General features: G+C 64.7%; 26 protein-coding genes. 16 read left to right on the forward strand and 10 right to left on the reverse strand.

Annotated elements, in window-relative coordinates; translation table 11 throughout:
• Positions 1-64 precede the first annotated feature (64 nt).
• From dndA to V6X30_RS03135, 3 genes are all read left to right on the forward strand, one after another.
• Positions 65-1,201 (forward strand): cysteine desulfurase DndA, encoded by a 1,137-nt coding sequence (dndA, locus tag V6X30_RS03125; protein ID WP_367983183.1) that lies wholly within the window; start codon positions 65-67, stop codon positions 1,199-1,201.
• Between the two features lie 6 nt (positions 1,202-1,207).
• On the forward strand, positions 1,208-1,906 hold the full coding sequence (locus tag V6X30_RS03130) for an NAD-dependent deacylase (protein ID WP_367983184.1): 699 nt from the start codon (positions 1,208-1,210) through the stop codon (positions 1,904-1,906).
• 69 nt (positions 1,907-1,975) lie between these two features.
• Positions 1,976-2,626 carry an SOS response-associated peptidase gene (locus V6X30_RS03135; RefSeq protein WP_367983185.1) on the forward strand — a complete coding sequence of 217 codons (651 nt, stop codon included), beginning with the start codon at positions 1,976-1,978 and terminating at the stop codon, positions 2,624-2,626.
• Between the two features lie 15 nt (positions 2,627-2,641).
• Here V6X30_RS03135 and V6X30_RS03140 read toward each other — a convergent pair whose 3' ends face one another.
• A complete protein-coding gene (locus V6X30_RS03140; RefSeq protein ID WP_367983186.1) occupies positions 2,642-2,899 on the reverse strand; it encodes a type II toxin-antitoxin system Phd/YefM family antitoxin in 258 nt (85 codons plus the stop codon).
• A gap of 157 nt (positions 2,900-3,056) precedes the next feature.
• Between V6X30_RS03140 and V6X30_RS03145 the strand changes: the two genes are divergently transcribed.
• From V6X30_RS03145 to bktB, 9 genes are read left to right on the forward strand one after another with little or no spacing between them, the layout of a single operon-like run.
• Positions 3,057-3,254, forward strand: coding sequence for a hypothetical protein (locus tag V6X30_RS03145; protein WP_367983187.1), 198 nt, complete (start codon positions 3,057-3,059; stop codon positions 3,252-3,254).
• Positions 3,251-3,766, forward strand: coding sequence for a virulence RhuM family protein (locus V6X30_RS03150; protein ID WP_367983188.1), 516 nt, complete (start codon positions 3,251-3,253; stop codon positions 3,764-3,766). Before V6X30_RS03145 ends, V6X30_RS03150 begins: the two co-directional genes overlap by 4 nt.
• The gene (locus V6X30_RS03155) at positions 3,747-3,905 is read left to right on the forward strand and encodes a hypothetical protein (protein WP_367983189.1); all 159 of its coding nucleotides are present in this window, start codon (positions 3,747-3,749) and stop codon (positions 3,903-3,905) included. The genes V6X30_RS03150 and V6X30_RS03155 overlap by 20 nt, the downstream gene beginning before the upstream one ends.
• Positions 3,902-4,858 carry a ring-cleaving dioxygenase gene (locus V6X30_RS03160; protein ID WP_367983190.1) on the forward strand — a complete coding sequence of 319 codons (957 nt, stop codon included), beginning with the start codon at positions 3,902-3,904 and terminating at the stop codon, positions 4,856-4,858. The genes V6X30_RS03155 and V6X30_RS03160 overlap by 4 nt, the downstream gene beginning before the upstream one ends.
• Positions 4,859-4,861: 3 nt before the next feature.
• Positions 4,862-5,071 carry a hypothetical protein gene (locus V6X30_RS03165; protein WP_367983192.1) on the forward strand — a complete coding sequence of 70 codons (210 nt, stop codon included), beginning with the start codon at positions 4,862-4,864 and terminating at the stop codon, positions 5,069-5,071.
• A 21-nt stretch (positions 5,072-5,092) separates the two neighbouring features.
• Positions 5,093-7,213 (forward strand): bifunctional 23S rRNA (guanine(2069)-N(7))-methyltransferase RlmK/23S rRNA (guanine(2445)-N(2))-methyltransferase RlmL, encoded by a 2,121-nt coding sequence (rlmKL, locus tag V6X30_RS03170; RefSeq protein WP_367983194.1) that lies wholly within the window; start codon positions 5,093-5,095, stop codon positions 7,211-7,213.
• Entirely contained in the window at positions 7,210-7,974 is a 765-nt protein-coding gene (locus V6X30_RS03175) for a 3-oxoacyl-ACP reductase (protein WP_367983195.1), read from the forward strand. The genes rlmKL and V6X30_RS03175 overlap by 4 nt, the downstream gene beginning before the upstream one ends.
• 49 nt (positions 7,975-8,023) lie before the next feature.
• On the forward strand, positions 8,024-9,247 hold the full coding sequence (locus V6X30_RS03180) for an NAD(P)-binding protein (RefSeq protein WP_367983196.1): 1,224 nt from the start codon (positions 8,024-8,026) through the stop codon (positions 9,245-9,247).
• Positions 9,248-9,291: 44 nt separating this feature from the next.
• Positions 9,292-10,482 carry a beta-ketothiolase BktB gene (gene bktB / locus V6X30_RS03185; RefSeq protein WP_367983197.1) on the forward strand — a complete coding sequence of 397 codons (1,191 nt, stop codon included), beginning with the start codon at positions 9,292-9,294 and terminating at the stop codon, positions 10,480-10,482.
• 11 nt (positions 10,483-10,493) lie between these two features.
• Here bktB and tenA read toward each other — a convergent pair whose 3' ends face one another.
• From tenA to V6X30_RS03200, 3 genes are all read right to left on the reverse strand, one after another.
• Positions 10,494-11,105, reverse strand: coding sequence for a thiaminase II (tenA, locus tag V6X30_RS03190; protein WP_367984528.1), 612 nt, complete (start codon positions 11,103-11,105; stop codon positions 10,494-10,496).
• Positions 11,106-11,244: 139 nt separating this feature from the next.
• Positions 11,245-12,081 (reverse strand): DUF6279 family lipoprotein, encoded by an 837-nt coding sequence (locus tag V6X30_RS03195; protein WP_367983198.1) that lies wholly within the window; start codon positions 12,079-12,081, stop codon positions 11,245-11,247.
• Positions 12,068-12,790, reverse strand: coding sequence for a YceI family protein (locus V6X30_RS03200; RefSeq protein WP_367983199.1), 723 nt, complete (start codon positions 12,788-12,790; stop codon positions 12,068-12,070). The genes V6X30_RS03195 and V6X30_RS03200 overlap by 14 nt, the downstream gene beginning before the upstream one ends.
• Positions 12,791-12,832: 42 nt before the next feature.
• Between V6X30_RS03200 and V6X30_RS03205 the strand changes: the two genes are divergently transcribed.
• On the forward strand, positions 12,833-13,183 hold the full coding sequence (locus V6X30_RS03205; RefSeq protein ID WP_367983200.1) for a thiol-disulfide oxidoreductase DCC family protein: 351 nt from the start codon (positions 12,833-12,835) through the stop codon (positions 13,181-13,183).
• Entirely contained in the window at positions 13,171-14,313 is a 1,143-nt protein-coding gene (locus V6X30_RS03210; RefSeq protein ID WP_367983201.1) for a serine hydrolase domain-containing protein, read from the forward strand. Before V6X30_RS03205 ends, V6X30_RS03210 begins: the two co-directional genes overlap by 13 nt.
• On the opposite strand, the gene dld is transcribed toward V6X30_RS03210, so the two are convergent.
• Entirely contained in the window at positions 14,218-15,906 is a 1,689-nt protein-coding gene (dld, locus tag V6X30_RS03215; RefSeq protein WP_367983202.1) for a D-lactate dehydrogenase, read from the reverse strand. The two genes, V6X30_RS03210 and dld, sit on opposite strands and share 96 nt — an antisense overlap.
• A 105-nt stretch (positions 15,907-16,011) precedes the next feature.
• Between dld and V6X30_RS03220 the strand changes: the two genes are divergently transcribed.
• Positions 16,012-16,893 carry an MBL fold metallo-hydrolase gene (locus V6X30_RS03220; protein ID WP_367983203.1) on the forward strand — a complete coding sequence of 294 codons (882 nt, stop codon included), beginning with the start codon at positions 16,012-16,014 and terminating at the stop codon, positions 16,891-16,893.
• A 45-nt stretch (positions 16,894-16,938) separates the two neighbouring features.
• On the opposite strand, the gene V6X30_RS03225 is transcribed toward V6X30_RS03220, so the two are convergent.
• Positions 16,939-17,832: a homocysteine S-methyltransferase family protein gene (locus tag V6X30_RS03225; protein WP_367983204.1), complete on the reverse strand. Its 894-nt coding sequence runs from the start codon at positions 17,830-17,832 to the stop codon at positions 16,939-16,941.
• Between the two features lie 10 nt (positions 17,833-17,842).
• Positions 17,843-18,538, reverse strand: a complete 696-nt coding sequence (locus V6X30_RS03230) for a histidine phosphatase family protein (protein ID WP_367983205.1) — start codon at positions 18,536-18,538, stop codon at positions 17,843-17,845.
• 75 nt (positions 18,539-18,613) lie between these two features.
• Here V6X30_RS03230 and V6X30_RS03235 point away from each other — a divergent pair, with 75 nt between their 5' ends.
• On the forward strand, positions 18,614-19,078 hold the full coding sequence (locus V6X30_RS03235; RefSeq protein ID WP_367983206.1) for a YaiI/YqxD family protein: 465 nt from the start codon (positions 18,614-18,616) through the stop codon (positions 19,076-19,078).
• An 8-nt stretch (positions 19,079-19,086) separates the two neighbouring features.
• Here V6X30_RS03235 and V6X30_RS03240 read toward each other — a convergent pair whose 3' ends face one another.
• The 3 genes from V6X30_RS03240 to V6X30_RS03250 are packed head-to-tail and all read right to left on the reverse strand — an operon-like array spanning position 19,087 to position 22,803.
• Positions 19,087-20,706 carry a dihydroxyacetone kinase subunit DhaK gene (locus V6X30_RS03240; RefSeq protein WP_367983207.1) on the reverse strand — a complete coding sequence of 540 codons (1,620 nt, stop codon included), beginning with the start codon at positions 20,704-20,706 and terminating at the stop codon, positions 19,087-19,089.
• An 11-nt stretch (positions 20,707-20,717) separates the two neighbouring features.
• The gene (locus V6X30_RS03245) at positions 20,718-21,713 is read right to left on the reverse strand and encodes an ABC transporter ATP-binding protein (protein WP_367983208.1); all 996 of its coding nucleotides are present in this window, start codon (positions 21,711-21,713) and stop codon (positions 20,718-20,720) included.
• Positions 21,706-22,803 carry an ABC transporter ATP-binding protein gene (locus V6X30_RS03250; protein WP_367983209.1) on the reverse strand — a complete coding sequence of 366 codons (1,098 nt, stop codon included), beginning with the start codon at positions 22,801-22,803 and terminating at the stop codon, positions 21,706-21,708. The genes V6X30_RS03245 and V6X30_RS03250 overlap by 8 nt, the downstream gene beginning before the upstream one ends.
• Positions 22,804-22,806: the final 3 nt, after the last annotated feature.

The following is a 22,806-nucleotide window of genomic DNA, read 5'->3' on the forward strand; positions in this document are numbered from 1 at the left end:
TGTGTGGATGCAAGACCTGCAAACACCTTCAGCGACTCCGTTCGTCGGACAGGGAGGATTAGCCTTGACGGTTTACCTGGACTGCAATTCAACAACGCCGCTTGACCCAGTCGTGCGTGAAGCAATGTTGCGCTTCCTGGAAGATGAGTTCGGTAACGCGGGGAGCCGAACCCACGAGTTCGGAGCCCGAGCAAAACAGTCAGTCGAAGAAGCGCGGCGCTCCGTCGCCAGTCTGGCAAAGGCAGACGCTCAGGATGTCGTCTTCACGAGCGGGGCTACGGAGAGTAATAACCTCGCGATCCGTGGGTTGGCGGAGTACGGGCGGCGTGAGGGCAAGACGCATTTGGTCACGACAGCAATCGAGCACAAGGCGGTTTTAGAGCCTTTTGAGCAGCTCGAGCGACAGGGATTTGAGGTCACGATAGTCCCAGTGGACGCATCGGGGGCCGTCTCTGTCGCCGCTGTGGAGGACGCTATCCGCAGTGACACGCTTGTCGTTTCTGTTATGCACGCGAACAACGAGACGGGTGTCGTCCAGCCTATTGAGGAGATTGCTGAACAGCTTGACCCGGAGGGACCGTATCTCCACGTGGATGCAGCCCAGACCTTCGGTAAGCTCGATGACCCACTACAGCATCCACGGGTCGACTTGATCAGTCTGAGCGCTCATAAGATCTTTGGTCCAAAGGGGGTGGGCGCGTTAATCGCACGACGTCGCGGTCGAGCCCGGCCCCCGCTGGAGCCGCTGATGCATGGCGGGGGACAGGAGCGAGGACTGCGTCCGGGTACCTTGCCCGTTCATCTGATCGTTGGATTGGGTGAGGCTGCTCAGCAAGCGGCTCAAGATAAAGTGGAGCGAGCAGCCCGCTGCCAAGAGATTCGCCGAGGCATCGTTCATGCGCTCGCACCGCTTGGTGTTCAGTTCAATGGCGATCAATCGTTGGTAATGCCGCATGTCCTAAACTGTTCGGTGCCGGGCGTAGACTCTGAAGCGGGCATGTTGGCATGCAAGGGCAAGATTGCGATCTCCAATGGATCGGCCTGCACGTCAGTGTCGTACACGCCGAGCCATGTTCTCGAGGCCATGGGCTTCTCCGAAGATCGGATTGAAGGGGCAATGCGGTTGTCCTGGTGCCACCTAACGCCAGATGCGGATTGGCAGGCGCTAATCAGGCAACCTTTGGCGCGGCTGGCAGGTTAGGGCTCCATGCCTGAATCCATCGTCATTCTCACCGGTGCCGGGGTGTCCGCCGAGAGCGGCTTGGGAACCTTTCGCGATTCCGGAGGAATCTGGGACCAGTACGATCTCGAAGACGTCGCAGCGCCGGAGGGGTTCGCTCGCAATCCGGCGCTGGTCCACGACTTCTACAATGCCCGCCGGGAGAACGCCGCGCTTGCCCAACCCAATGCCGCCCATGAGGCGCTGGCCCGACTCGAGCGCCGTCTGCTCGGCCGGGTCACGCTGATCACCCAGAACATCGACGGTCTGCATGAGCGCGCGGGCAGCCGTCGGATCTACGCCATGCATGGCCGGGTTGACCGGGCCGTCTGTGCTGCCTGCGCGCACCGCTGGCCATCGCCGCCACAGCTATCAACCCAGACGGCGTGCCCGGCATGCGGGCAGAGCACCTGTCGTCCCGATGTGGTCTGGTTTGGCGAGATGCCCTATCACCTCGACGAAATCGAGCAGGCACTGCGACGCGCCACGCAGCTGGTGGTCATCGGGACCTCGGGGACGGTATATCCCGCCGCTGGGTTCGTGGAGGTGGCCAGCCAACTGGATGCGCACACGGTGGAAATCAATTTGGCCCGCAGCGAAGCAAGCGATGCCTTCGACCGTGTCATCGAGGGTCCGGCCAGCGAGGTGGTGCCCGCCTGGGTGGACGAGGTCCTCGGGTCATGGTGAACGCTTCTCATCTTTAGTTCTTCACGGACGATAAGGATCCGAAATGAGCATTGTCGGTAACGCCTCCCCATGTGCGGCCGCTACGTCCTGAACGCCTCAGGCACTGAAATCGCCCAGGCCCTTGGTATCTCCCAGGCGCCGGAGGTCACGTCATCGTTTAACATCCCCCCGGGCACGCGGCAGTGGGTGGCGCATGCCGCTGGTGAAGGCGGTGTGGTGCTGGAGCAGCTGGGGTGGGGGTATCGCCCGGTGTGGGCGGGCCAGGATGCGCCGCAGCCCATCAATGCCCGGGCCGAGAAGGTGGCGGCCTCGCCATTCTTTCGTGATGCCTTTGCCCGTTACCGCTGTGTGGTGCCCGCGACGGGCTGGTATGAGTGGCAGAAGCACGATGGTGCGAAGACGCCGTATTACGTCACCACGGCTCAGCCGCTGATGTTTTTCGCCGGGCTCTACGACCCGCCGCGAGAGGACAGTGCGGGCAGCTTTGCCATCATCACGCAGCCCGCCGCGCAGGGCATCGCCCATATCCACCCGCGCATGCCGGTGGTGCTGGATCAGACCTGCCTGCAGGATTGGTTGGATCCGGCCAATCAAACCCGGGACGAGGTAAAGGCCGTCACCCGCGCACTCGACCCGGCTCAGCTCAATGCTTGGCGAGTCGATACACGCGTCAACAAACCAGCCAATGATGATGCGGGGTTGATCGCTTCACAGGGCTAGAGGTGTCAAAAGCCATCATTCCGGCAGGCCGTCTTCGTCGTAGAGAAAGTCCTGACTTTGGCGGGCGCTGGTGCCGGGCAGGGCTTTCGCCGCCGCCCGAGCGCGGACAGCGGCGATTCGCACCGCTCTGCCTGCGCCCAAAGTGCGAGGGCGCATTGCAACCAGTCGGGCAACGGCATGCCCGTGCCGGGTCAACACGATATCTTCACCAGCCTCGGCCCTGCGGACGAGATCAGTAAGTCGTGCTTTGGCATCCGTGATGTCGAGTTGCATAAACCCTCCTGGTTGGGATCTGTTCTCGACCCTGCAGTGGTCTAAAATCAATGATCCGGTCGTTAAACGCCTCGCCCGGGACCCTTTGCGCGGTCTGCTACGCAGAGGTGTGATAACGATACGGTACTAGGCACACCAGCCAAGGATGGTTTCACCGATGGATCCCGTACAGGATGATGAATTGAACGCACTCACCGCCTTGGGGCAGGCGGTAGCTGACGCCCTGGAGCGTAAGCGTCGACTGGGACAGTATGCAGTGGTCTGGCGCGACGGCAGGGCGGTCAAGCTCTCCCCTGAGGAGATTGGCAGCGCGGAAGCGGATACATCCCAGGCCGGCCCAGGGGCTGCACGATGAGCGATCTGATCATCTTCGAAGACGATGCCCAGCAGGTGGAAGTGCGGCTGGAAGGGGAGACCGTTTGGCTCAGCCAGTCGCAGATGGCGGCTCTGTTCGACACCTCGACGGACAATATCGGGCTGCACTTGAAGAATATTTATAAAGTCGGGGAGTTGGATGAAGGGGCAACTACCGAGGATTTCTCGGTGGTTCGTCAGGAAGGCTCTCGGCAGGTCAAGCGCCGCCTCAAACACTACAACCTCGACGCCATCATCTCGGTGGGCTATCGGGTTAGCTCCATGCGCGCCACTCGCTTCCGGCAGTGGGCCACCCGCGTCCTTCGCCAGCATCTCACGCAGGGCTACAGCCTTAATGAGCATCGGCTGGCGCAACGCGGTCTGACCGAGCTGGAGCAGGCCGTCCATCTGCTGGGCGAAACGTTGGTGCGCCAGGAGCTGGTGGGCGACATCGGGCGCCTTCCTGTTTCTCCTGTACTTGCGCCAGGAAGGCATGCCGCTGACGTTCGATGAAAACGGCCTGACGGCACTGACCCTGCTGATTGCCGAGAGCGATCCGAAGGCGAAGGACCTGATGGTGCGGCTGGTCATGCACCTGCTTGCCCGGGACGACGCGGGGTTGATCGCGCAGTCTGCTACTCTTTCTGAATGATTCCCGTCAAAGGCCTTCACCACATCACCGCCGTGGCCGCCGACCCGCAGCGGAATCTCGACTTCTACGCCGGCGTCCTCGGCCTGCGGCTGGTGAAAAAGACCGTTAATCAGGACGATCCGTTCACCTATCACCTCTACTACGGCGATGCCCTGGGCCGACCCGGAACGGCGATGACGTTTTTCCCATTCCGCGGTGTGCGGGCCGGGCAACCGGGCCGAGGACAGCCGTTGGAGACGCGGTTTACGGTGCCGGCGGAATCATTGCCGGACTGGCAGGCGCGCCTGACACAGGCCGGCATTCAGCCCCGGACGGGATCAGTGGCAGAGGGAGCGCCCTCCCTGCATTTCACCGACCCCGATGGCCTGCCACTGGCGCTGGTGGGGCAGGGCACGGCGGAAGGCGCTCCCGGCGCGCCAGACTCAGACATCTGGCAGGCGCCGGGTCTGGCCGCCGGCATGGCAATCCAGCGGTTTGCCGGGATGACGCTCTCCAGTCACCGGCCGGATTCCACCGCGCGGGTGCTGACTGAATTACTCGGGTATACCGAGGGCGCAGCCGATACCGACGGCCGCTGGTTTCACGCTCCGGAGGGTGGCACTGGAGATCAGCTGTATTTATTCAACGATGCGGCGCCCGGCCAGCCAGGCTATGGCACGGTGCACCACATCGCGTTCCGTGTGTCGGATCACTCGGCACTGCTAGAGATGCTCGAGCGCGTGCAGGCCACGCGTCTGCCGTCGTCCGGTGAGGTGGACCGGTTCTATTTCAAATCCGTCTATTTCCGCGAGCCCGGCGGCATGCTCTTTGAGATCGCCACCGATGACCCGGGCTTTGCCGTGGATGAGCCCGCCGAGTCCCTGGGCGAGGCGCTTAAGCTCACCGACGCGCATGAACCGATGCGAGCGGCAATCGAGGCCCAGCTACCGGCGTTGCGATTAAAGAGGCACTGAAAAATGAGTAAGCAAAAAGTAAGCGATGAAATTTTGCAGGGTATTCGGGAGCTCCAGCATCACGACGCCTGTTCACCGGCGGAGCGTTTGCGGCTGTTTGAGGAGGCTACCGAACGGCAGCGGGCTCGAGAGAAATCCATGTCGATCAAGATAGATGACGAAGAATCCTCAGAGCGCGACTGGACGCGTGAACAGCTTTACGATGCTGAATAACTCACTGAGCCCACACCCCCAATGACTGACTTTTTCGCCACCGCTCCGCGCGGCTTCGAAGAGCTGCTGGCCGCGGAGTTGCGCGGCCTCGGCCTGGCCAGCGCGCGGGTGCGGCGTGGCGGGGTCAGCTTTAGCGAATCGCTGGCCGCCGCCTACCGCGCGTGTTTGTGGTCACGGCTCGCCAACCGCATCCTCCTGCCCATCGCACGCTTTGAGGCAGAGGACGAACAGGCCTTGTATGACGGCGTGCAGGGCATCGACTGGTCGGCGCATCTGGGCGTGGACAACACCCTGGCGGTGGACTTTACCGGGGTGCGGGCGCGCATTGCCCATGGTCGCTTCGCCCAGCAGCGCGTCAAGGATGCCGTGGTCGATCAGCTGCGTGATGCCAGTGGTGCGCGGCCGTCAGTGGATACCGATCAACCCGATGTGCGGGTGAACGTCCACATGATGGAAGCGGCGGTGACGGTGGCGATTGATCTGTCGGGCGAGAGCCTGCATCAGCGTGGCTATCGGCGCCAGGGCCGCAGCGCACCGTTAAAGGAGAACCTGGCGGCCGCCATGCTGCTGCGTGGCGACTGGCCCACACTGGCGGCCCAGGGCGGGGCGTTGATTGACCCCATGTGTGGCTCGGGCACGCTGTTGATCGAGGCGGTGTGGATGGCCACCGACACGGCGCCAGGGCTCTTGCGTACACGCTTTGGCTTTCATCACTGGCGGGGCCACGACGACGCCCTGTGGAAACCCCTCATCGACGAGGCGCTGGAGCGTCAGGCGCGCGGTGCTGAAAAGCCACCGACGATCCTGGGGTTTGATCAGGATGAGGAGGCGGTCGCCGCCAGCCGCGATCACCTGCGTCGAGTGGGTCTGGCCGATTGCGTGCCGGTGGAGTGCGCCGGGTTGTCTCAACTGCAGCGACCGGCCGATCGGCCGCGCGGTCTGGTCATCACCAACCCACCCTATGGCCAGCGCCTGGCCGAGCAACATGAGCTGGTGCCGTTGTACCTGAGCCTGGGCCAGACCCTGAAGACGCGGTTTGCGGGCTGGCGCGCGATGGTGCTGAACGGCTCGGGCTGTGCGCTGGGATTGAAACCCGAGCGCAGCTGGCAGGTCTTCAATGGGCCCATTGAGTGCCGCCTTGAGCGATTTGAGCTGCAGGCCGGTGGCGGGGAGGCAACCCCCGCCCAGGACCTGGTCAACCGCCTGCACAAAAACCAACGGCAGTTAAAGAAATGGCTGGCGCGTGAGGCCATACACGCCTATCGGGTGTACGACGCCGACATCCCGGAGTACGCGCTGGCCGTGGATGTGTACAACAGCCAGGATGCCCGGTGGCTGCACGTCCAGGAGTATGCCGCCCCCGCCACGGTCGATGCCGGCAAGGCGCAGGCCCGCTTGCGCGCCGCTTTGAGTGTGTTGCCCGGCGCACTCGGCACGGACCCTTCAAAACTGGTGTACAAAGTCCGCCAGCGCCAGCGTGGCGAGCATCAGTATCAGCGCCTCGCGGAACAAGGCCAGTATCTGGAGGTGCAGGAAGGGCCCTGCCGCTTGCTGGTCAACCTCACCGATCATCTGGACACGGGCCTGTTTCTGGATCACCGGCCGGTGCGGCAGTGGATTGGTGAGAACGCTCGGGGTAAGCATTTTCTGAACCTGTATGCCTACACCGGTGCCGCCACCGTGCATGCGGGCCTGGGGGGCGCGGCCAGCACCACCAGCGTGGATCTATCAAAAACCTACCTCGGCTGGTTGCAGCGCAATCTGCATCGCAATCAGCTCAACAGCCCCGTGCATGCGCTGGTCCAGGAAGATGTGATGGCATGGCTGAAGGGCTGTGATCGGCGGTACGACCTGATCTTTCTGGACCCACCGAGTTTTTCCAGCTCAAAGCGCATGGCCGGCAGTCTGGACATCCAGCGCGATCATGTGGCGCTGATCCAGGCGGCGGCCGCGTGTCTGAGTGAGGACGGCCTGATGATCTTTTCCACCAACCGCAAAGGCTTCAAGCTCGACCCGGTGCTGCATGAGCAGTTCAGCATCGAAGACCGCACGGCGTGGTCCATCCCGAAAGACTTTCAGCGCCATGTCTGGGTGCATGGGTGCTGGTACATTCAGCTAAGTGAGCGGGAGAGGCATCAGTGAATCATCCGATCGGTGAACAGACGGTCCTGATTACCGGAGCGGGCCGAGGACTTGGCGCTGCCATTGCCACGGCGTTTGCGCGCGAAGGCGCCCGCGTGGCCATCAATTATCGCCATAGTCGTAATCATGCTGAGGCACTGGCTGCGTCGATTGGCCCTCAAGCCGCTGTCTACCAGGCGGATGTCAGCGATGCGCAGGCGGTCCAGGAACTGGTGGCCCGAGTTGCCGATGAGCTTGGACCACCCACCACGCTGGTGCACAACGCGCTGGCGAATTTCCGCTTTAACGGCGAGGCCCGGAAGCACCTCGATACGCTGCAGTGGTCGGATGTCGCGGCGCAGGGGGAGGTGGCCGTGGGTGGCTTGATTAACGCGCTGCGTGCCCTTGATGAGCATTTTACGACTCACCAGGGTGGTCGTGTCATTACCGTGGGCACCAATCTCTTTCACAACCCGGTGGTGCCGTATCATGACTACACGGCGGCCAAGGCCGCCTTAATGGCGATGACACGTACCGCCGCGCGCGAGCTCGGCCCCCGCGGCGTTACCGTGAATATGGTCGCCGGTGGGCTGTTGCGCACCACGGATGCCAGCGCCGCCACCCCGGAGGCGGTCTTCGACCTGATCGCCAGCCAGACCCCATTGGGCCATGTGACCACACCGGAAGAACTGGCCGATGCGGTGCTGTTCTTCGCCTCACCCTGGGCTCGAGCGGTAACCGGGCAGACGTTGATTGTCGATGGCGGACTGGTCTGTGACTGAATCCGCGGCACTTGAGCGCAAGCGAACGTGAGCGGATGCTGAGGCCACTATGACGGACTCCACGACGCATTCCGGCGCCGAGGCGCCTCTCGACATCGCCATCATCGGCAGCGGCGTGGCGGGCGCATCGGCCGCGCGTCAGCTCGCACTCTCCTTGCCGGCTCGGTTGGGGCGTATCGCCATCCACGAAATCGGCCGCGGCCCGGGCGGTCGGGCGGCCACTCGCAAGTCCCGATCGCTGCTTGGCTTTCGGGTGAACCACGGCGCCCCCTATGCGGATATCACCACCGCTCAGGGTCAGGCGCTGATTGCTGCGCTGGACGGGGCAGCCGAAGCCTACACCGGTGAACGTGTGCGGATTGACGCGCAGACCGGCAGGATGCACCCGCTCGCAAAGCCAGAGGGGGTATCGCTTGTCACCGGCGCGGGTGGCGAGATGGCCCAGATCGCCGAGGGCTTGCTGCGGGATGACGCCGGTGGTGTGCTCGCCCCCATAGAGACCCGGTTCACCAGCATGGTGCGGGGGCTCACCCGTGAGCCGACAGACAAGGGCCCATGGCGGCTGAGCGATAAACACGGTGAGACCATTGACCGGGCCGATTGGCTGGTCGTCGCCGGCAGTGGCGTGGCGCATCCGCGATGGTCGCAGACCTTCGGTGGCGAGCCGCCCTTGGTGTCCGCGGCCCAGTCGGTGGACGATTCCACGCTGGACAAGGCATTGGCGGTGATCGCCGGGCAGGGCGTGGCCCCCGTTCTGACGGTGTTTTTCTACCTGACGGGGGAGGCGGCGGAGCCATGGCTCGCGATGGGCCTCAACGATGGGGTTGTGGAGGGAGACACCAGGATCGCCAGGCTGTCGGTTCAGCCGACGGGGGAGGGGAGTTGCTCGGTGGTCCTTTACTCCACCAGCGAATACGCCCGTGAAAACGCCGGGGTCCATGGCGCCTCCTCGAGCGCGGCCAGGGTGGGCAATGCCGCATCCAGCGCCGATCGGGAAGCGGTGATCATTGAGGATCTGCTCTCGGCACTTACAGGGATTCCGTCCATGCCGGCGGTCGAACCGAGCGCCTATGCTTTCGGCCCGCTGTTGCATCGCTGGGGCAATGCCTTCCCGCTCGGCGAACCACTGCCGCGATCCCTGGCCGTCTGCCCGGACGCCCGCGTCGCCTTCTGCGGGGATTACGTCGCCACTGATGCGCGCATGGGCAGTTATGAGAGTGCCCTTTTATCCGGTGCCAATGCCGCAGAGGCCATTTGCGGCTCACTGCGCTAGTCTGCATAGAATCAGCAAAATAACGACGAGAGAGGAGAGAGACGATGACGGGACAGCAGGATGTCGTGATTGTTGGTGGGGCACGGACCCCCATCGGCGAATTCGGTGGTGGTCTCAAGGATGTACCGCCGACGCAGCTCGCGGCCACGGTGTTGGGCGAGTCGGTCAAGCGTGCGGGTGTCGCGCCCGACCAGGTCAGTCAGGTGGTTTTCGGTAACGTCATCCACACCGAACCACGAGATATGTACCTGAGCCGCGTTGCCGCAATCGAGGGTGGGTTGCCTGACAGCGCCTGTGCGCTGACATTGAACCGGCTCTGCGGCAGTGGCCTGCAGGCCATTGTAACGGCCGCGTCCTACATTCGCCTGGGTGAGGCGGAGGCCGTAGTGGGCGGTGGTGCGGAGTGCATGTCGCGGGCGCCCTACTGGTTGCCGACCGCCCGTTGGGGGCAGCGCATGGGCGACGGCGGCATGGTGGATGCCATGGTGGGCGCGCTGACCGATCCGTTCGACCGGTGCCACATGGGGATCACCGCCGAGAATGTCGCCGAGAAGTGGGGCATTTCGCGCGAAGAACAGGATGCGCTGGCGCTGGCGTCGCACCAACGGGCGGTGGCGGCGATCGAGGCCGGTCGCTTTATTGAGCAGATCGTCCCGGTGTCGATCAAAACGCGCAAGGGAGAGGTCGTCTTCGATACCGATGAGGGGCCGCGCGCCGATGTCACCGCCGAGCGGCTGGGCGCGATGCGTCCGGTGTTCAAGCGTGAGGGCGGTACGGTCACCGCCGGCAATGCCTCGTCCATCAACGACGGTGCGGCGGCCGTCACGATGATGTCAGCGAGGGCTGCCGAGCAGTCCGGGATCACGCCGTTGGCGCGTCTGGTCGGTTCATCCCTCGCTGCGGTGGATCCCAAGTACATGGGCATTGGCCCGGTGCCGGCGATTTCCCAATTGCTCGAGCAGACCGGCGTCAATGCCGACGACATCGATGTCTGGGAGATCAACGAGGCGTTTGCGGCGCAGGCACTGGCCGTCGTGAAGGATCTCGAGCTCGATCCGGTGCGTGTCAACCCGAACGGCAGCGGCGTCTCGCTCGGTCATCCGATCGGTGCGACCGGTGCCAACCTGACCGTCAAGGCCCTCGCCGAACTCCAGCGAACCGGAGGCCGGTACGGCGTCATCAGTATGTGTATTGGCGGCGGTCAGGGCATTGCGGCATTGATCGAGCGCGTCTGATCGTAGGGTGACTACGCCCGGCGTTCCAGGCCCATCGCCCAGAAGTCGATCTCGAGCCGGGTGGCGTCACGGAAGACCGTGACCAGTTCCTGGAAACGCGCGGGGGTGACCTCGCCCAGCCGGGCGTCGAGCCATTCCTGCTCGGCCCGCATGGCGTCCTGGAACTCGGTGCTCGCGTACATGGCGATCCAGGCCTCGTAGGGGTTGTCCGCGCCACGCACGGTGCTGGGACGCTGGTTGATCCAGTTGGCGACCTCGCCATAGCCGATGACGCAGGGGGCGAGGGCGACGTGTAGATCCAGCAGGTCGCCGCGATGGCCGGTGTCCAGCACATAGCGGGTGTAGGCCATGGTGGCGCGGGCCTCGGGCAGCGCTTCGAGCTCGGCCTCGTGGATGCCCCATTCCTGGCAGTACTCCACGTGCAGTCCCAGCTCGAGATCGACGATGGCCTTCAGCCCCTCGTGGGCCTGGCGCAGGTCGGCGAGGGTGCGGCTTTTGTAAGCGGCAAGCGCGAAGGCACGGGCGAAGTGAATCAGGAAGAGATAGTCCTGCTTGAGGTAGTGCTGAAAGGACTCGCGGGGCAGCGTGGCGTCGGCGAGCTGCGCGACGAAGTCATGCTGGATGTAGGCCTGCCAGTCCTAGGCGCAGGCGGCCTTGAGATCATCGAATCGGTAATGGGTCGTGTCCGTCATATCCACCTCAATAGGGGCCATAGGTCGCTTGTGCCTCGTCGGCGGCCTCCTGGCAGGCCATGCAGAGTCTCTAGCGCGATGCCACGGTCTCCAGGTCGCCACGATAGCCGGCGAGCCGCTCCCGCGCCTGGGCGCGCTGCGCCGGGGTGAGGGTGCTCAGAAGCCGGTGGGTGCAGCGTCGCCAGAGCGCGCGGCTGGTCTGCCGGTAGTCCTGCAGCACGGGTGAACGTGCGGCATCTTCCAGCAGCCAGCCCTGGAGGAAGTCCTCCACCTCGGCCTGCGGTGCGTCGTTGCGAAGCAGGGTGATCAGATCCTCTTCTGTCTGCCGGCGCCAGGCCTGCCATTGATCGCTGACATCGGGCATTGCCGCCACGCACTCGGTCAATTCGGTCCTTTGGCTGGTATCCAGCGGCCCGACCCAGTCCTGCGTGCGCTCGATGGCGCGCTGCGCCTGGTCGACCAGCAGACACTCGGTATAGGTTTCCCGGCCCTCGGCCAGCGTCGTCTGGAGGGCCTCGATCTGCCCGGCGTCCAGTTCTCTCAGCAGCTCCGCGGCAAGCGGTATCACATCGGTGACGTTGGTCCGGACGAGCTGCTCGCCGTCGATGAAAAGTGCGTCCACGTCGGCCTTCTCTGGTTCCGGCGTGGCGAGCACGGTTTCCACCCGATCCAGGTAGGCATTGATATCAGGCAGGCGGTTCTGGCGGTGATACTGCTGATAGGCGGCGAGCCCATCGCGCAGCCGGCCACGCTGCTCGCCGGTGAGGTCGAGATAGTCACCGATCTGCCAGGCGCCGACCCAGTCCGCGTTTTCGTAGGCCAGTTCGACACGGCTGCAGGCCACCACGGTCAGGCTGACAATGATGACCGCGAGATAGCGTTGAATGGCGCGGTTAGGGCGAATCATCGGTGAATGCTTTGACCTGGAAGCGGATGCGCAGTTCATCCGCGACGCGCAGCCCGCCGCCCAGCGCAGAGTAGGGGACAAGGCCCAGCTCGCTGAAGCGCGTGCGCAGTGCGCCGGTGGCGGTGAGCTCGCTGTCATCCCGGTCCAGCGCAACGGGTACGGTGTGAACCGACGTCTCGCCGGCGATGGTCACGCGAAAGCGCACATCCGGCTGCCACTCGGGGCCGGTGATCTCGAGACTCGAGAGTCGGATGAGCGGATGCGAGGCGGCATCGAGCTGGGACTCGCCGAGCATGTTCTGCCGGGTGGCGCGGATGGCACTCTCCGGAACATCCGGCTCGAGCCCCTCGGCGGCACGCCATGCCGCCCGGTCCACCGCCAGTTCGGCCACCGGCACTTCAAGGCGGAAGGCGGAGTCCTGCCAGCGGTCCGCGACCACCACCGTGCCACCGATCACCGGCCCGCCGATGACGTGGGGATGGCCGAGCGCGGCGAGTGGCCCTTCAGCGCCCAGGATGATCCGCAGATGCGAGGCGGCGGGGTCAACGATATAGCGCCGGCCATCCGGGAGTGGCGGCAGGACCTGCTCGCTCGCCGCCGGGCTCGCTGAAACGGCGGGTGGCGTCGGCGAGGGGGCGGTGCTGCAGCCGGCCAGCAGCATTACAAGAGCCGTCAGCGAGAGTAGGCGGTTGAGACGCTGATGGGTCATGCGGATACCTCTCGAGAGCCCGTCCATGTCACCATACCTTTGATGGCGACGAAACGACTCTACTACGATGGCAGTTGCGGGATGTGCCGCCGCGAGATCGAGCACCTGCGCGGCCGCCTCGAGCCGGAACTCGAGCTGGTGGATATCAGCGCGCCGGCCTTCGAGCCGCCGGCGGGCTATACGTTCGCCGCGATGATGGAGCGCATCCATCTGCATGATGGCGAGCGCATGCAGGTGGGCCTGCCCGCCTCGCTTGTCTACTGGCGCATGGCCGGTGGCGGGTTTCGGCTGCTGGCGGGGCTGCTGAGCCTGCCGGGCGTCTTTGCACTGGCCAACCGGGCCTATAACCGCTGGGCGGCCTGGCGCCTGCGCGGCCGGTCATGCAGCGCTTGATTCGCCTCGGCATCGTTGCACTGGCCATGGCGTTGGCACTACCCGGCGCCGCCACTGCGCTCGACTGCCAGATCCCCGAAGAGCGACTTGAGGCGGTGGCCGCCTCCGGTGATCGATTCGACACGCTGCGCACCTTGCATGTGGCTGTGGACGGCGAGCCGATGGTGGCGAGGGGGTTCCGTGGCGTGTCGCCGCAGGCCGCCACTAACGTCAAATCCGCCTCCAAGACGCTGATCGCCGCCGTCGTCGGGGCCGCCATCGAGCGCGATGTGATCCGCGATGTGGACGAGCGGGTGGTTGAGGCGCTGCCCGATGCGCTCCCGCCAGAGCCGGCCCCTGCGCTTGAGCAGGTCACGTTGGCCCATCTGCTGTCGATGCAGGCCGGCCTCGAGCGGACCTCCGGCGAGTACTACGGGGCCTGGGTGGCCAGCGAAAACTGGGTGGAGGCCGCGCTGGCACGGCCCATGGAAGGGAAGCCGGGTGGTGAGATGCGGTATTCCACCGGCAACAGCCATCTGCTCTCGGCCATTCTCCAGCGGCGGACCGGCGAGAGCACCTATACGCTGGCCAACCGCTGGCTCGGGCCCGCCGGTGTCGAGGTCGCTGACTGGATGACCGACCCGCAGGGCATCGCCTTTGGCGGCAATCAGGTGGCGATGCGGCCGGCCGCGTTGCTGGCGCTGGGCGAACTCTATCGGCGTGACGGTATGACGGCCGCTGGCGAGCGGTTGCTGCCCGAGGGCTGGGTGGCGCAGAGCTGGCGGATCCGCGGCCGTTCCCGCTGGACCAATGATGGCTATGGTTATGGCTGGTTCATCCGGGAGTTTGCGGGCTACCCGGGCTACTACGGCTGGGGCTATGGCGGGCAGATGCTCTACGTCATCCCCGATCTGGCGATGACGGTGGTGATGACCTCCGATGCGGACCGGCCCTCCGGGCGTACGGGCTACCGTGATGCACTGCATGCGTTCACCGGGGAGATCGCAGAGCGGGTCGCTGACCTCCCGTCCGCCTGTCTGGCCCGTCAGGCCCGCTCAGGAGACGTCGGCATAATGCGCACCACGCGGGAGCTTCCCGACACCCGGGTTGAAGGTGTTGGTCGGATCAAGCCGGCGATAGAAGTCCGCTAGCGGCTCTTTCGCGGGGTACAAGTGGCCGACGTTGTGCTCCGCCGGGTATTCCGCGCCGCGGGCGTCCAGGATCTCCAGCATTTTCGCCTTATGCGCCGCGACATCGGCACCCTTGCGGAAGACGTAGTCCTGGTGGAACACGTTGCAGAAGAAGTGCCCGTAGTACAGCCGATGGACCAGGTCATCGGTGATTGATTTCGGCAGCGTCTCGAACCAGTCGCGATCATTGCGCGCCAGGGCGATGTCCAGGGCGAGGATGTCCTCGACCTCGGCGTCGTGAATGATCTGGTAGCGGACACCCGCCCCGGCGGCGGCGAAGCGGTGCAGCATGGCCCGTTCGGCCTCGTCCGGCGTGCAGCGGAACCAGGCGTCCGGGAAGCAATCGTTCAGGAACGCCTCGGTCTCCTCGACCATGTCCCCGTTGACCCTCAGGATCAGGTGATGTTCGAAGCGATCGCGCCATTCCACGACCCGTGCCGGGAGCGGGTCCGGCGCCAGACGGGAGAGGCGCTGGAGGACGTGATCGGTGAACGGCGCCGGGACCAGCGGAAGCCGGCGGAAGAGGCCATCAACGCGGTTTTTCAGCGCGAATGCCTTCGGCAGCCGTGCCGTCCCCAGATACTTGATGATCAGGAAGCTGTCCTTGCCGTAGCGTCGGGCGACATCGAACAGCTCGCGATGCAGGTACTCTGCGGTGATGGGCAGCTTCGTCGCCTCACGCAGGAAGCGGGCCCGGAATTCGGCCATCTGCCCGGTATCGTTGCTGCCGATGTAGTAGGTGCGCACGTCGGATTCCTGCTCGAAGGTATCCAGCCGCACGGCGAAGACCATGACCTTGCCGGCGCTGCCGGAGACGCCGTAGAGAAGGCGCGGATCGTTGTTGTACCGCGCGGCGCCGGGTTCATCGGCGCCGCGGATGATCTCCGGGTAGCCGTCATCGCTCGCCTTGCCGGCATGCCAGTCGATGTCCTCGGGCCGGTAGTCGCCGCGCTCGAGGCGCTCGAGGATTTCTTCGGGTGTGGCGCCCAGGTCGATGCCAAGTTCATTGATCAGCTCGAGCTCGCCCTGTTCGTTGACGCGGGCATAGATGGCAAGTTCGGTATAGGCCGGGCCGCGTCGGCAGAGTGCGCCGCCGGAGTTGTTGCAGACCCCGCCCACCACGCTGGCACCGAGCGAGGTGGAGCCGATCACCGAGTGCGGTTCGCGGCCGTACGGCGCCAGCGCCTGGGTCAGCTCGAAGAGGGTTGCACCGGGCAGGGCGATCGCCTGTCGGGCATCACCAATCAGCTGCAGGCCCTTGATGCGCATTGAATTGATCGCCACCGCCGGGCGGTCGTATTGACCTTTCGGTGTTGAGCCCTCGGTCAGCCCGGTGTTGGCCGCCTGCGGCACGATGACGGCGCCGGCCTCGACCGCGGCGCGCGTACACTGCCAGAGCTCGACCAGCGTTCCCGGATGGACCACCGCGACGACCTCGCCGCTGCCCGATCGGTAGCCGGTGCAGTAGGGCCGGGTGGCTGCCTCATCGGTGAGTACATGATCGCCTCCGGCGATGCTGATCAACCGATCAACAAGGACATCCGTCTCGCTCATCTCATCCTCCTTGGCCGAGCAGTCTGAATCGGCGCCTCCCCGCTTGGCGAGCCCCCGCCACTTTCTTACAGTGGCCGTTAACGTGCAACGAGGAGTCCATCCATTGTGAGACCGGAAGTACGTCATGTCTTCCATCCGCCCAGTCATACGTACTCGTATGTCGTCTGGGATCCGGCGACCCGCCGGGCCGCGATCATCGACCCGGTGCTCGACTATGACCCCGCGTCGGGCCGCAGCGAGACGGACACTGCGCAGGCGCTGGTGGATATCGTCGAGGCCGAGGGGCTGACGGTGGACTGGTTGCTGGAGACCCACGCCCATGCCGATCACATGATGGCGATCCCCTTCCTCAAGGCCCGCTTCGGCGCGCCGGTGGCGATCGGCGAGGGGATCACGCAGGTGCAGGCGCGCTTCGTCCGGCTCTTCAACCTTGGCTCGGATTTCCCGAGCGATGGCCGACAATTCGACCACCTGTTCGCCGACGGGGAGCCCTTCGCCATCGGCGAACTCCCCGCACAGGTCATCCACACCCCGGGGCATACCAGCGATCATGTCAGTTATGTGATCGGTGATGCGGTGTTCGTGGGCGACACGCTCTTCCTGCCCGACGCCGGTACCGCGCGCTGCGACTTCCCGGCCGGGTCGGCAACCGACCTTTATCGCTCGATCCATCGGCTGTTCGAGGCCCTGCCGGACAGCCAGCGAGTGTTCGTTTTGCATGACTATGGCACCGAGGCGCGCGGGCCGGCCAACGAGACCACCATTGGCGCGGAGCGGGAAGGCAACATCCACGTCGGCGCCGGCACCAGCGAGGCGGACTTCGTAGCATTGCGGGAGGCCCGTGACGCCACCCTGCCCATGCCGACGCTGATCCTGTCCGCCGTGCAGGTCAATATCCGCGCCGGCGAGTTCCCGCCGGCGGAGGGCAATGGCATGTGCTATCTCAAGATTCCGCTGGATGAATTCCGGGCGCACTGGCGACCGTAGCGGAGGTGTGTCCGGCGCTACCGGCACCGGTTCGCCCGCGCGCGCTCAGGGCGGGCCAGGCGACCTGAACCGGCGATGCAACGCCGCGATATGCGCGGGGCCGATCTCGCAGCAGCCGCCCACGATCGTGGCGCCGGCATCGATCCAGTCCCGCACATGCCCGGCATAGACGGCGGGCGTCATGCTCTCGCGCGCGGTCAAGGCATCCACGGTGCCGCCGGCCTCGAGCTCGGCTGCCGCCTCGAAGCCATTGGCATAGCCGCCGAAGGGGACGCCTCGACCGGCCAGGATTGGCATAGCGGTGGTGACGGCCTCCGGGGCAGAGCAGTTGATCAGTACGGCATCGGCGCCGGCCTCCACAACGGCCGATGCCGCATCGGCGAGTGGCTCCCCCGAGCGCAACCGCGTCCCGTCCTGATCATCCACGGTGAAGGCGATCCAGACTGGCCGGCCACTCTGCCTGCCCGCGTGGGCCGCGGCGACCGCCTCGCGGGTGAGGCTCATGGTCTCGGCGATGAAAAGATCCACGCCGCCGGCCTGTACCTCGACGAGGCGGGCGTAGTCTCGCTGGCAGGTGGCATCGTCCGGGACGAGCTCGGCGTGATAACTCGCCACCAGCGGGGGCAGACAGCCGGCTATGCGGACCCGGCGATCGCTCTTATCGCGGGCCGAATGCGCGGCGTCGAGTGCTGCCTTCTGCAGTGAATCGAACCATGCAGGATCCCCGTCGCGGGCCAGGCGCTGGGGAGTGGCGACGTAGGTATTGACGGTGATGACATCCGCCCCGGCCGCGATGTAGTCACGATGCACCGCGGCGACCAGATCCGGCTCATCGCGCATGACCTGCGCCGACCACAGTGGTGTCGCCGGTGCCTGCATGCGTTTGCGCAGCTCCTGGCCCATGCCGCCGTCGAGGAGGGTGATCGTGTGCTCGGTCATGGTTTGATCTTCAATCCGCCTCGCCGGCTGTTGTGTCCGTCAGCCCGGCGAGGTGTTGGGTGTCATTGAATCGCAGAATGCGGCAGCGGTAGGTGCTGAGGCCCTCGGAAGACGCCCGCGTTTCGGCATGGCCTTCGGGGGTGAGCTCGAACTCGAAAACGGCGGTGTTGTGCGGCCGCACCCCCCAGATGCGCCGGGTCCCGAGCACCGCCGAGAGCAGGTACTGCAGGAACCCCCCGTGCGTTACGCAGAGCACGGTCTCCCCAGCCCGGTGGTCTGCGAGCAGGCGCTCGACCACGGCGGAGGCCCGACGCTCGCGTGACTGCAGCGTCTCCGCCTCCGGGACGGCGTTCCAGTCGCGCTTCGCCGCGAACTGCCGGGCGACTTCCGGATGTTCCGCCTCCAGCTCGGCCCAGGTCCGCGCCGAGAACACGCCGACGTGGTACTCGCTCAGATCGGCAAGGGTTTTGATCGGTAGCGAAAATGCACTCGCCAACGCCGCCGAGGTGGCCTGGGCCCGGCCCAGCGGTGAGCTGTAGATCACACCGGGGGTGACACCTTCCGCTTCGAAGGCACTCAACAGCCCATCCGCCAGGCAGCGCGCCTGCCGCTGGCCCAGCGCACTCAACGGGTAATCACTATGCCCCTGCCATCGGCCCTCGTGATTGGCCGTGGTCTGTGCATGGCGGATGAGTAGAAGTCGCATGGTGCGCAGAGCCTAGCGACTGGCCGCGAAGCCCGCAATGCATGCGCTGATCCTGGGCTCTGTTAGGCTGCTGCCATGGCTGATACTGCGACCCATAAAGCTCACCTCTGGGTGGATGCCGATGCCTGCCCGGTGCCGATTCGGGAGATTCTCTTCCGTGCCGCTCAGCGGGTGGGGGCGAGGCTGACGCTCATTGCCAACCAGCCCATCCGTACGCCGCCATCACCGCTGATCGACACCGTCCAGGTGGGTTCGGGATTTGACGTGGCGGACGACGAGATCGTGCGTCGGGTCGCGTCAGGCGATCTCGTGATCACCAGTGACATTCCCCTGGCCGCCGAGGTCATTGATAGGGGTGCGCATGTCTTATCGCCTCGCGGAGAAGAGCAGACCCGCGAGAATATCCGTGCCCGGCTGCAGATGCGCGATTTCATGGAAACCCTGCGCAGCAGCGGCATACACACCGGCGGCCCGCCCAGTCTGAGCGCCACTGACCGCAAACGCTTTGCCGACGCGCTGGATCGCTATCTGGCGCACTGAGAGGGCGCTTACCCGGAGAGCGCCTCGAACAGTCTTGCCACCGCCTCAGCACCAGGATCATTGTGGCCCGACAGGCTATCCTCGGCGAGGTAGCTCGCCCGGCCCGCTTTGGCACGCGTGATGGTGGCGGTTTTGTCTGCGCCATTACGCGCCGCGCTCGCGGCCGCCGGTAAGCCGCTTGCGAGCGCATCGAGCGCGGGCGCAAGTGCATCGATCATGGTGCGGTCGCCCGGTTGCGCCCCGCCGACCTGCTGGATCCGCTCAAGACCCGCCTTCAGCGCATCAACTGGCCCCATGCCCGACGCCGATGCATCGCCTGCCGCCGCAAAGAAGATTGCCAGCAGGACACCGGAGGAGCCGCCCATGGTCTGGCTGAGTTCCAGCCCAATGGCCCGGTAGAGCTGGGTCTGATCGGCCAGCGGAAGCTTGTCCATGGCCTTGATCAGCGCCCGCGCGGCGGTTGCCAGGGTGCTACCGGTATCGCCATCGCCCGATTTGGCATCAAGGGCATTCAAATCCTGCTCGGCGTCGATGAGAATGGTGCAGCAATGCTCAAGAAATACCCGCGTTTCGGTGTTCTCGGAAGGGATGGCCTGGATCGGCGTCAGCCCGTCAGGCAGTGGTTCCACTCGAATTTCTCCGACGCTCGAGCAGCCGGGCCAGGCCCACGGAGCAACCGGTGCGACAAGTGCTGCTTGATCCGCCTCGGTGAGTGGGAGTAACGACACCGAGAAACCGCGCATGTCGAGCGAGGTCATCATGGGCGCCGGGCCGATCAGCATGCGGATCTGTTGGCCAATGCGCGACTGACATAACGCCTCGGCGAGGACAGACATCTCAAGCGGGGTGCTGCTGCCGAGATTATTGAGTAGCGCAACATGCGGGCCAGTCCCCATGGCCGGTTCCAGCCGCTCCACGACCATCTGCATTGCCTCGCGCGCCGACGAGAAGGCGACCTGTTCGACGCCGGGCTCACCATGAATACCAAGGCCGAGCTCCGCCTTGCCCGCCGGGATGCGCTCCTCCTTCGGAGACCCGGGGATGGTGCAGGTATCCAGTGACATGCCGATGGAAACGGCACCCTTGATGATTCGCCTGGCCGCCTCGGCCACCCTCTCCAGTTCAACACCCTGCTCGGCAAGTGCACCGGCGATCTTGTGAACGAACAGGGTCCCCGCGACCCCGCGGGGCTGGGGCAGGTCGGGCAGGGCGATGTCATCGTCCACGATTACCATTTCGACCTTGAGGCCCTGCGCTCTTGCGCGCTCCGCCGCCAGGCCGAAATTGAGGCGGTCTCCGGTGTAATTCTTGACGATCAGAAGACAGCCTGCCTTCCCTGTCACCGCCAGGATGCCAGCGAGCACGGCATCGACCGATGGCGAGGCGAAGACCTCGCCGCAGACGGCGGCGGTCAGCATTCCCCGGCCGACAAAGCCGGCGTGACTGGGCTCGTGGCCCGATCCCCCACCAGAGATCACTGCGACCTTCGAGCGGTCCCAGTCCGTGCGCACCACCACTTTGATATGCGGGTAGCCATCGAGTCGCGCGAGCCGACCCCCCGCCGTGCGCAAGGTCCCGTCAATCGCCTCCGTGACCAGGGTTTCCTTCGCATTAATGAACTGCTTCATTGCGTTGTTCCTCAGACAACTCGATCGCCGGCGGCGTCGAAATACAGCGGATTAAGGGGCTGGATTGGCAGGTAGTCGCCAGCTTCCAGCTCGTTGTGGGAATCCGTGAGCGTGACGATGTCATGGCCTTCAAGGCGAAGATGCAGCCGCGTCTGATCACCCAGCGGCTCCACTCGCACCACCTCTGCCGGCTTGCCTTCGCCCTGCTGGATATGTTCCGGGCGCAGACCAATGGTCGCGGCGCGTGTCGGTGCGCCGCCGAACAGGCTCGCCGGAAGGGTATTGATGCGTGGTGAGCCCAGCCGACCTGCCACATAGAGGCTGACAGGGTTCTCGTAGATCTCCCGTGGTGGGCCGAACTGCACCAGTCTGCCTTCGTCGAGCACGCCCACCTGCGTGGCCATGGTCATGGCCTCGATCTGATCATGGGTCACGTAGAGCAGCGTTGCACCGAGGTTGGCGTGTATGCGCTTGAGTTCGATGCGCAGATCCGCCCGCAGCTTTGCATCCAACGAACTCAGCGGTTCGTCCATGAGGTATATCGCAGGATCACGGACAAGGGCGCGGCCGATTGAGACACGCTGCATTTCGCCACCGGAGAGGGCAGTCGCCTTGTTGTCGAGCTTGTGCGCGATAGCGAGTACCTCCGCGACTTCCTGAACCCGGCGCGAGATCTCCGGCTCGGGCGTTTTCAGGATTGGCGAGCGCAGCGGGAATGCCAGGTTGTCCCGGACGGTCATGTGGGGGTAAAGGGAGTACTGCTGGAAGACCATGGCGACGTCACGCTGCGCGGGCGTCATGCCCAAGACGGACTGCCCATTGATGAGAACATCGCCGGCATCCGGTCTCTCCAACCCGGCGATCAGGCGTAGGATCGTGGTCTTGCCGGCGCCGGTCGGGCCGAGCAGCACGACGAATGCGCCGTTCGCGATCTCAAGGTTGACGTCCTGCACGGCGCGCGTCGTGCCGAATTGCTTGCAAATGCCGGTAACCGATACGTCAGCCATGCGACAGCACTCCTTCGTTCAGCGCTGACCGGAGTGCCCGGCCGGACTGCTCGTCGAACAGACTGACTGTGGCACCGTTGAAATCGAGACCGACGGGCTCACCCGGTTGCACGCGCTGTGTCGAGGGGACCCGAGCCTTGAGCTCACCGTCCGGGGTATGCAGCGTGACGATCTGGGTGGTGCCGAGGTATTCAACGGCCAGGACCTCCCCGCGATACCGGGACGTATCGGAAAAACGGACGTGCTCGGGTCGCACGCCGTACACCATCTGGCCCTCGAAAGCCTCGCGCTGGACCGGTACCGGAAGCGATTCATGATGCATCCTGACCGTCTCCGCACCCGCCTCGAGGGCACCTTCGAAGCGCAGAAAGTTCATCGGCGGAGAGCCAATGAACTCGGCCACAAACAGGGTGGCCGGCTTGTCATAGATGTCCTGTGGCCGCCCGAACTGTTCGATCACGCCGTGGTTCATGACCACGATCTTGTCGCCCATTTGCATGGCCTCCAGCTGGTCATGGGTCACATAAACCGTTGTAGCACCCATGCGGTTGTGCAGCGCTCGGAGTTCTTCTGCCATGTATTCGCGGAACTCGGCATCCAGCGCACCAAGGGGCTCATCCATGAGGAAGCACTTCGGATCACGAACGATGGCTCGTCCCAGGGCGACCCGCTGACGATCTCCGCCGGAGAGTCCGCCGACCCGTTTGTCGAGGAGTTCGGTGATGCCGAGGATGCGGGCGACTTCCTCGACTTTCTCATTCGCTTCGCTGCGAGGGACACTCTGGCTGATCAGCGGGTAGCTGATGTTCTTGCGCACGTTCATATGCGGATAGAGCGCGAACATCTGGAAAACGAAGGCGATGTCCCGCTGGCTTGCCCGCTTCTGGCTCACTTCCTCGCCATCGATGTAAATCGACCCGGAGGTCGGCAGCTCAAGCCCGGCGATCATGCGTAACGTCGTGGTCTTGCCGCAGCCGGACGGGCCGAGAAGCATGAAGAACTCGCCATCCTGAATACGAAAGCTCGAGGACTCCACGGCGGTGAAAGAGCCGAACTCTTTGCGCAGATTCTTGATGAGAATTTCCGCCATCGG

Origin of the sequence: Spiribacter sp. 1M189 (genome assembly GCF_040838345.1) — a bacterium.
Classification (GTDB): Bacteria; Pseudomonadota; Gammaproteobacteria; order Nitrococcales; family Nitrococcaceae; genus Spiribacter; species Spiribacter insolitus.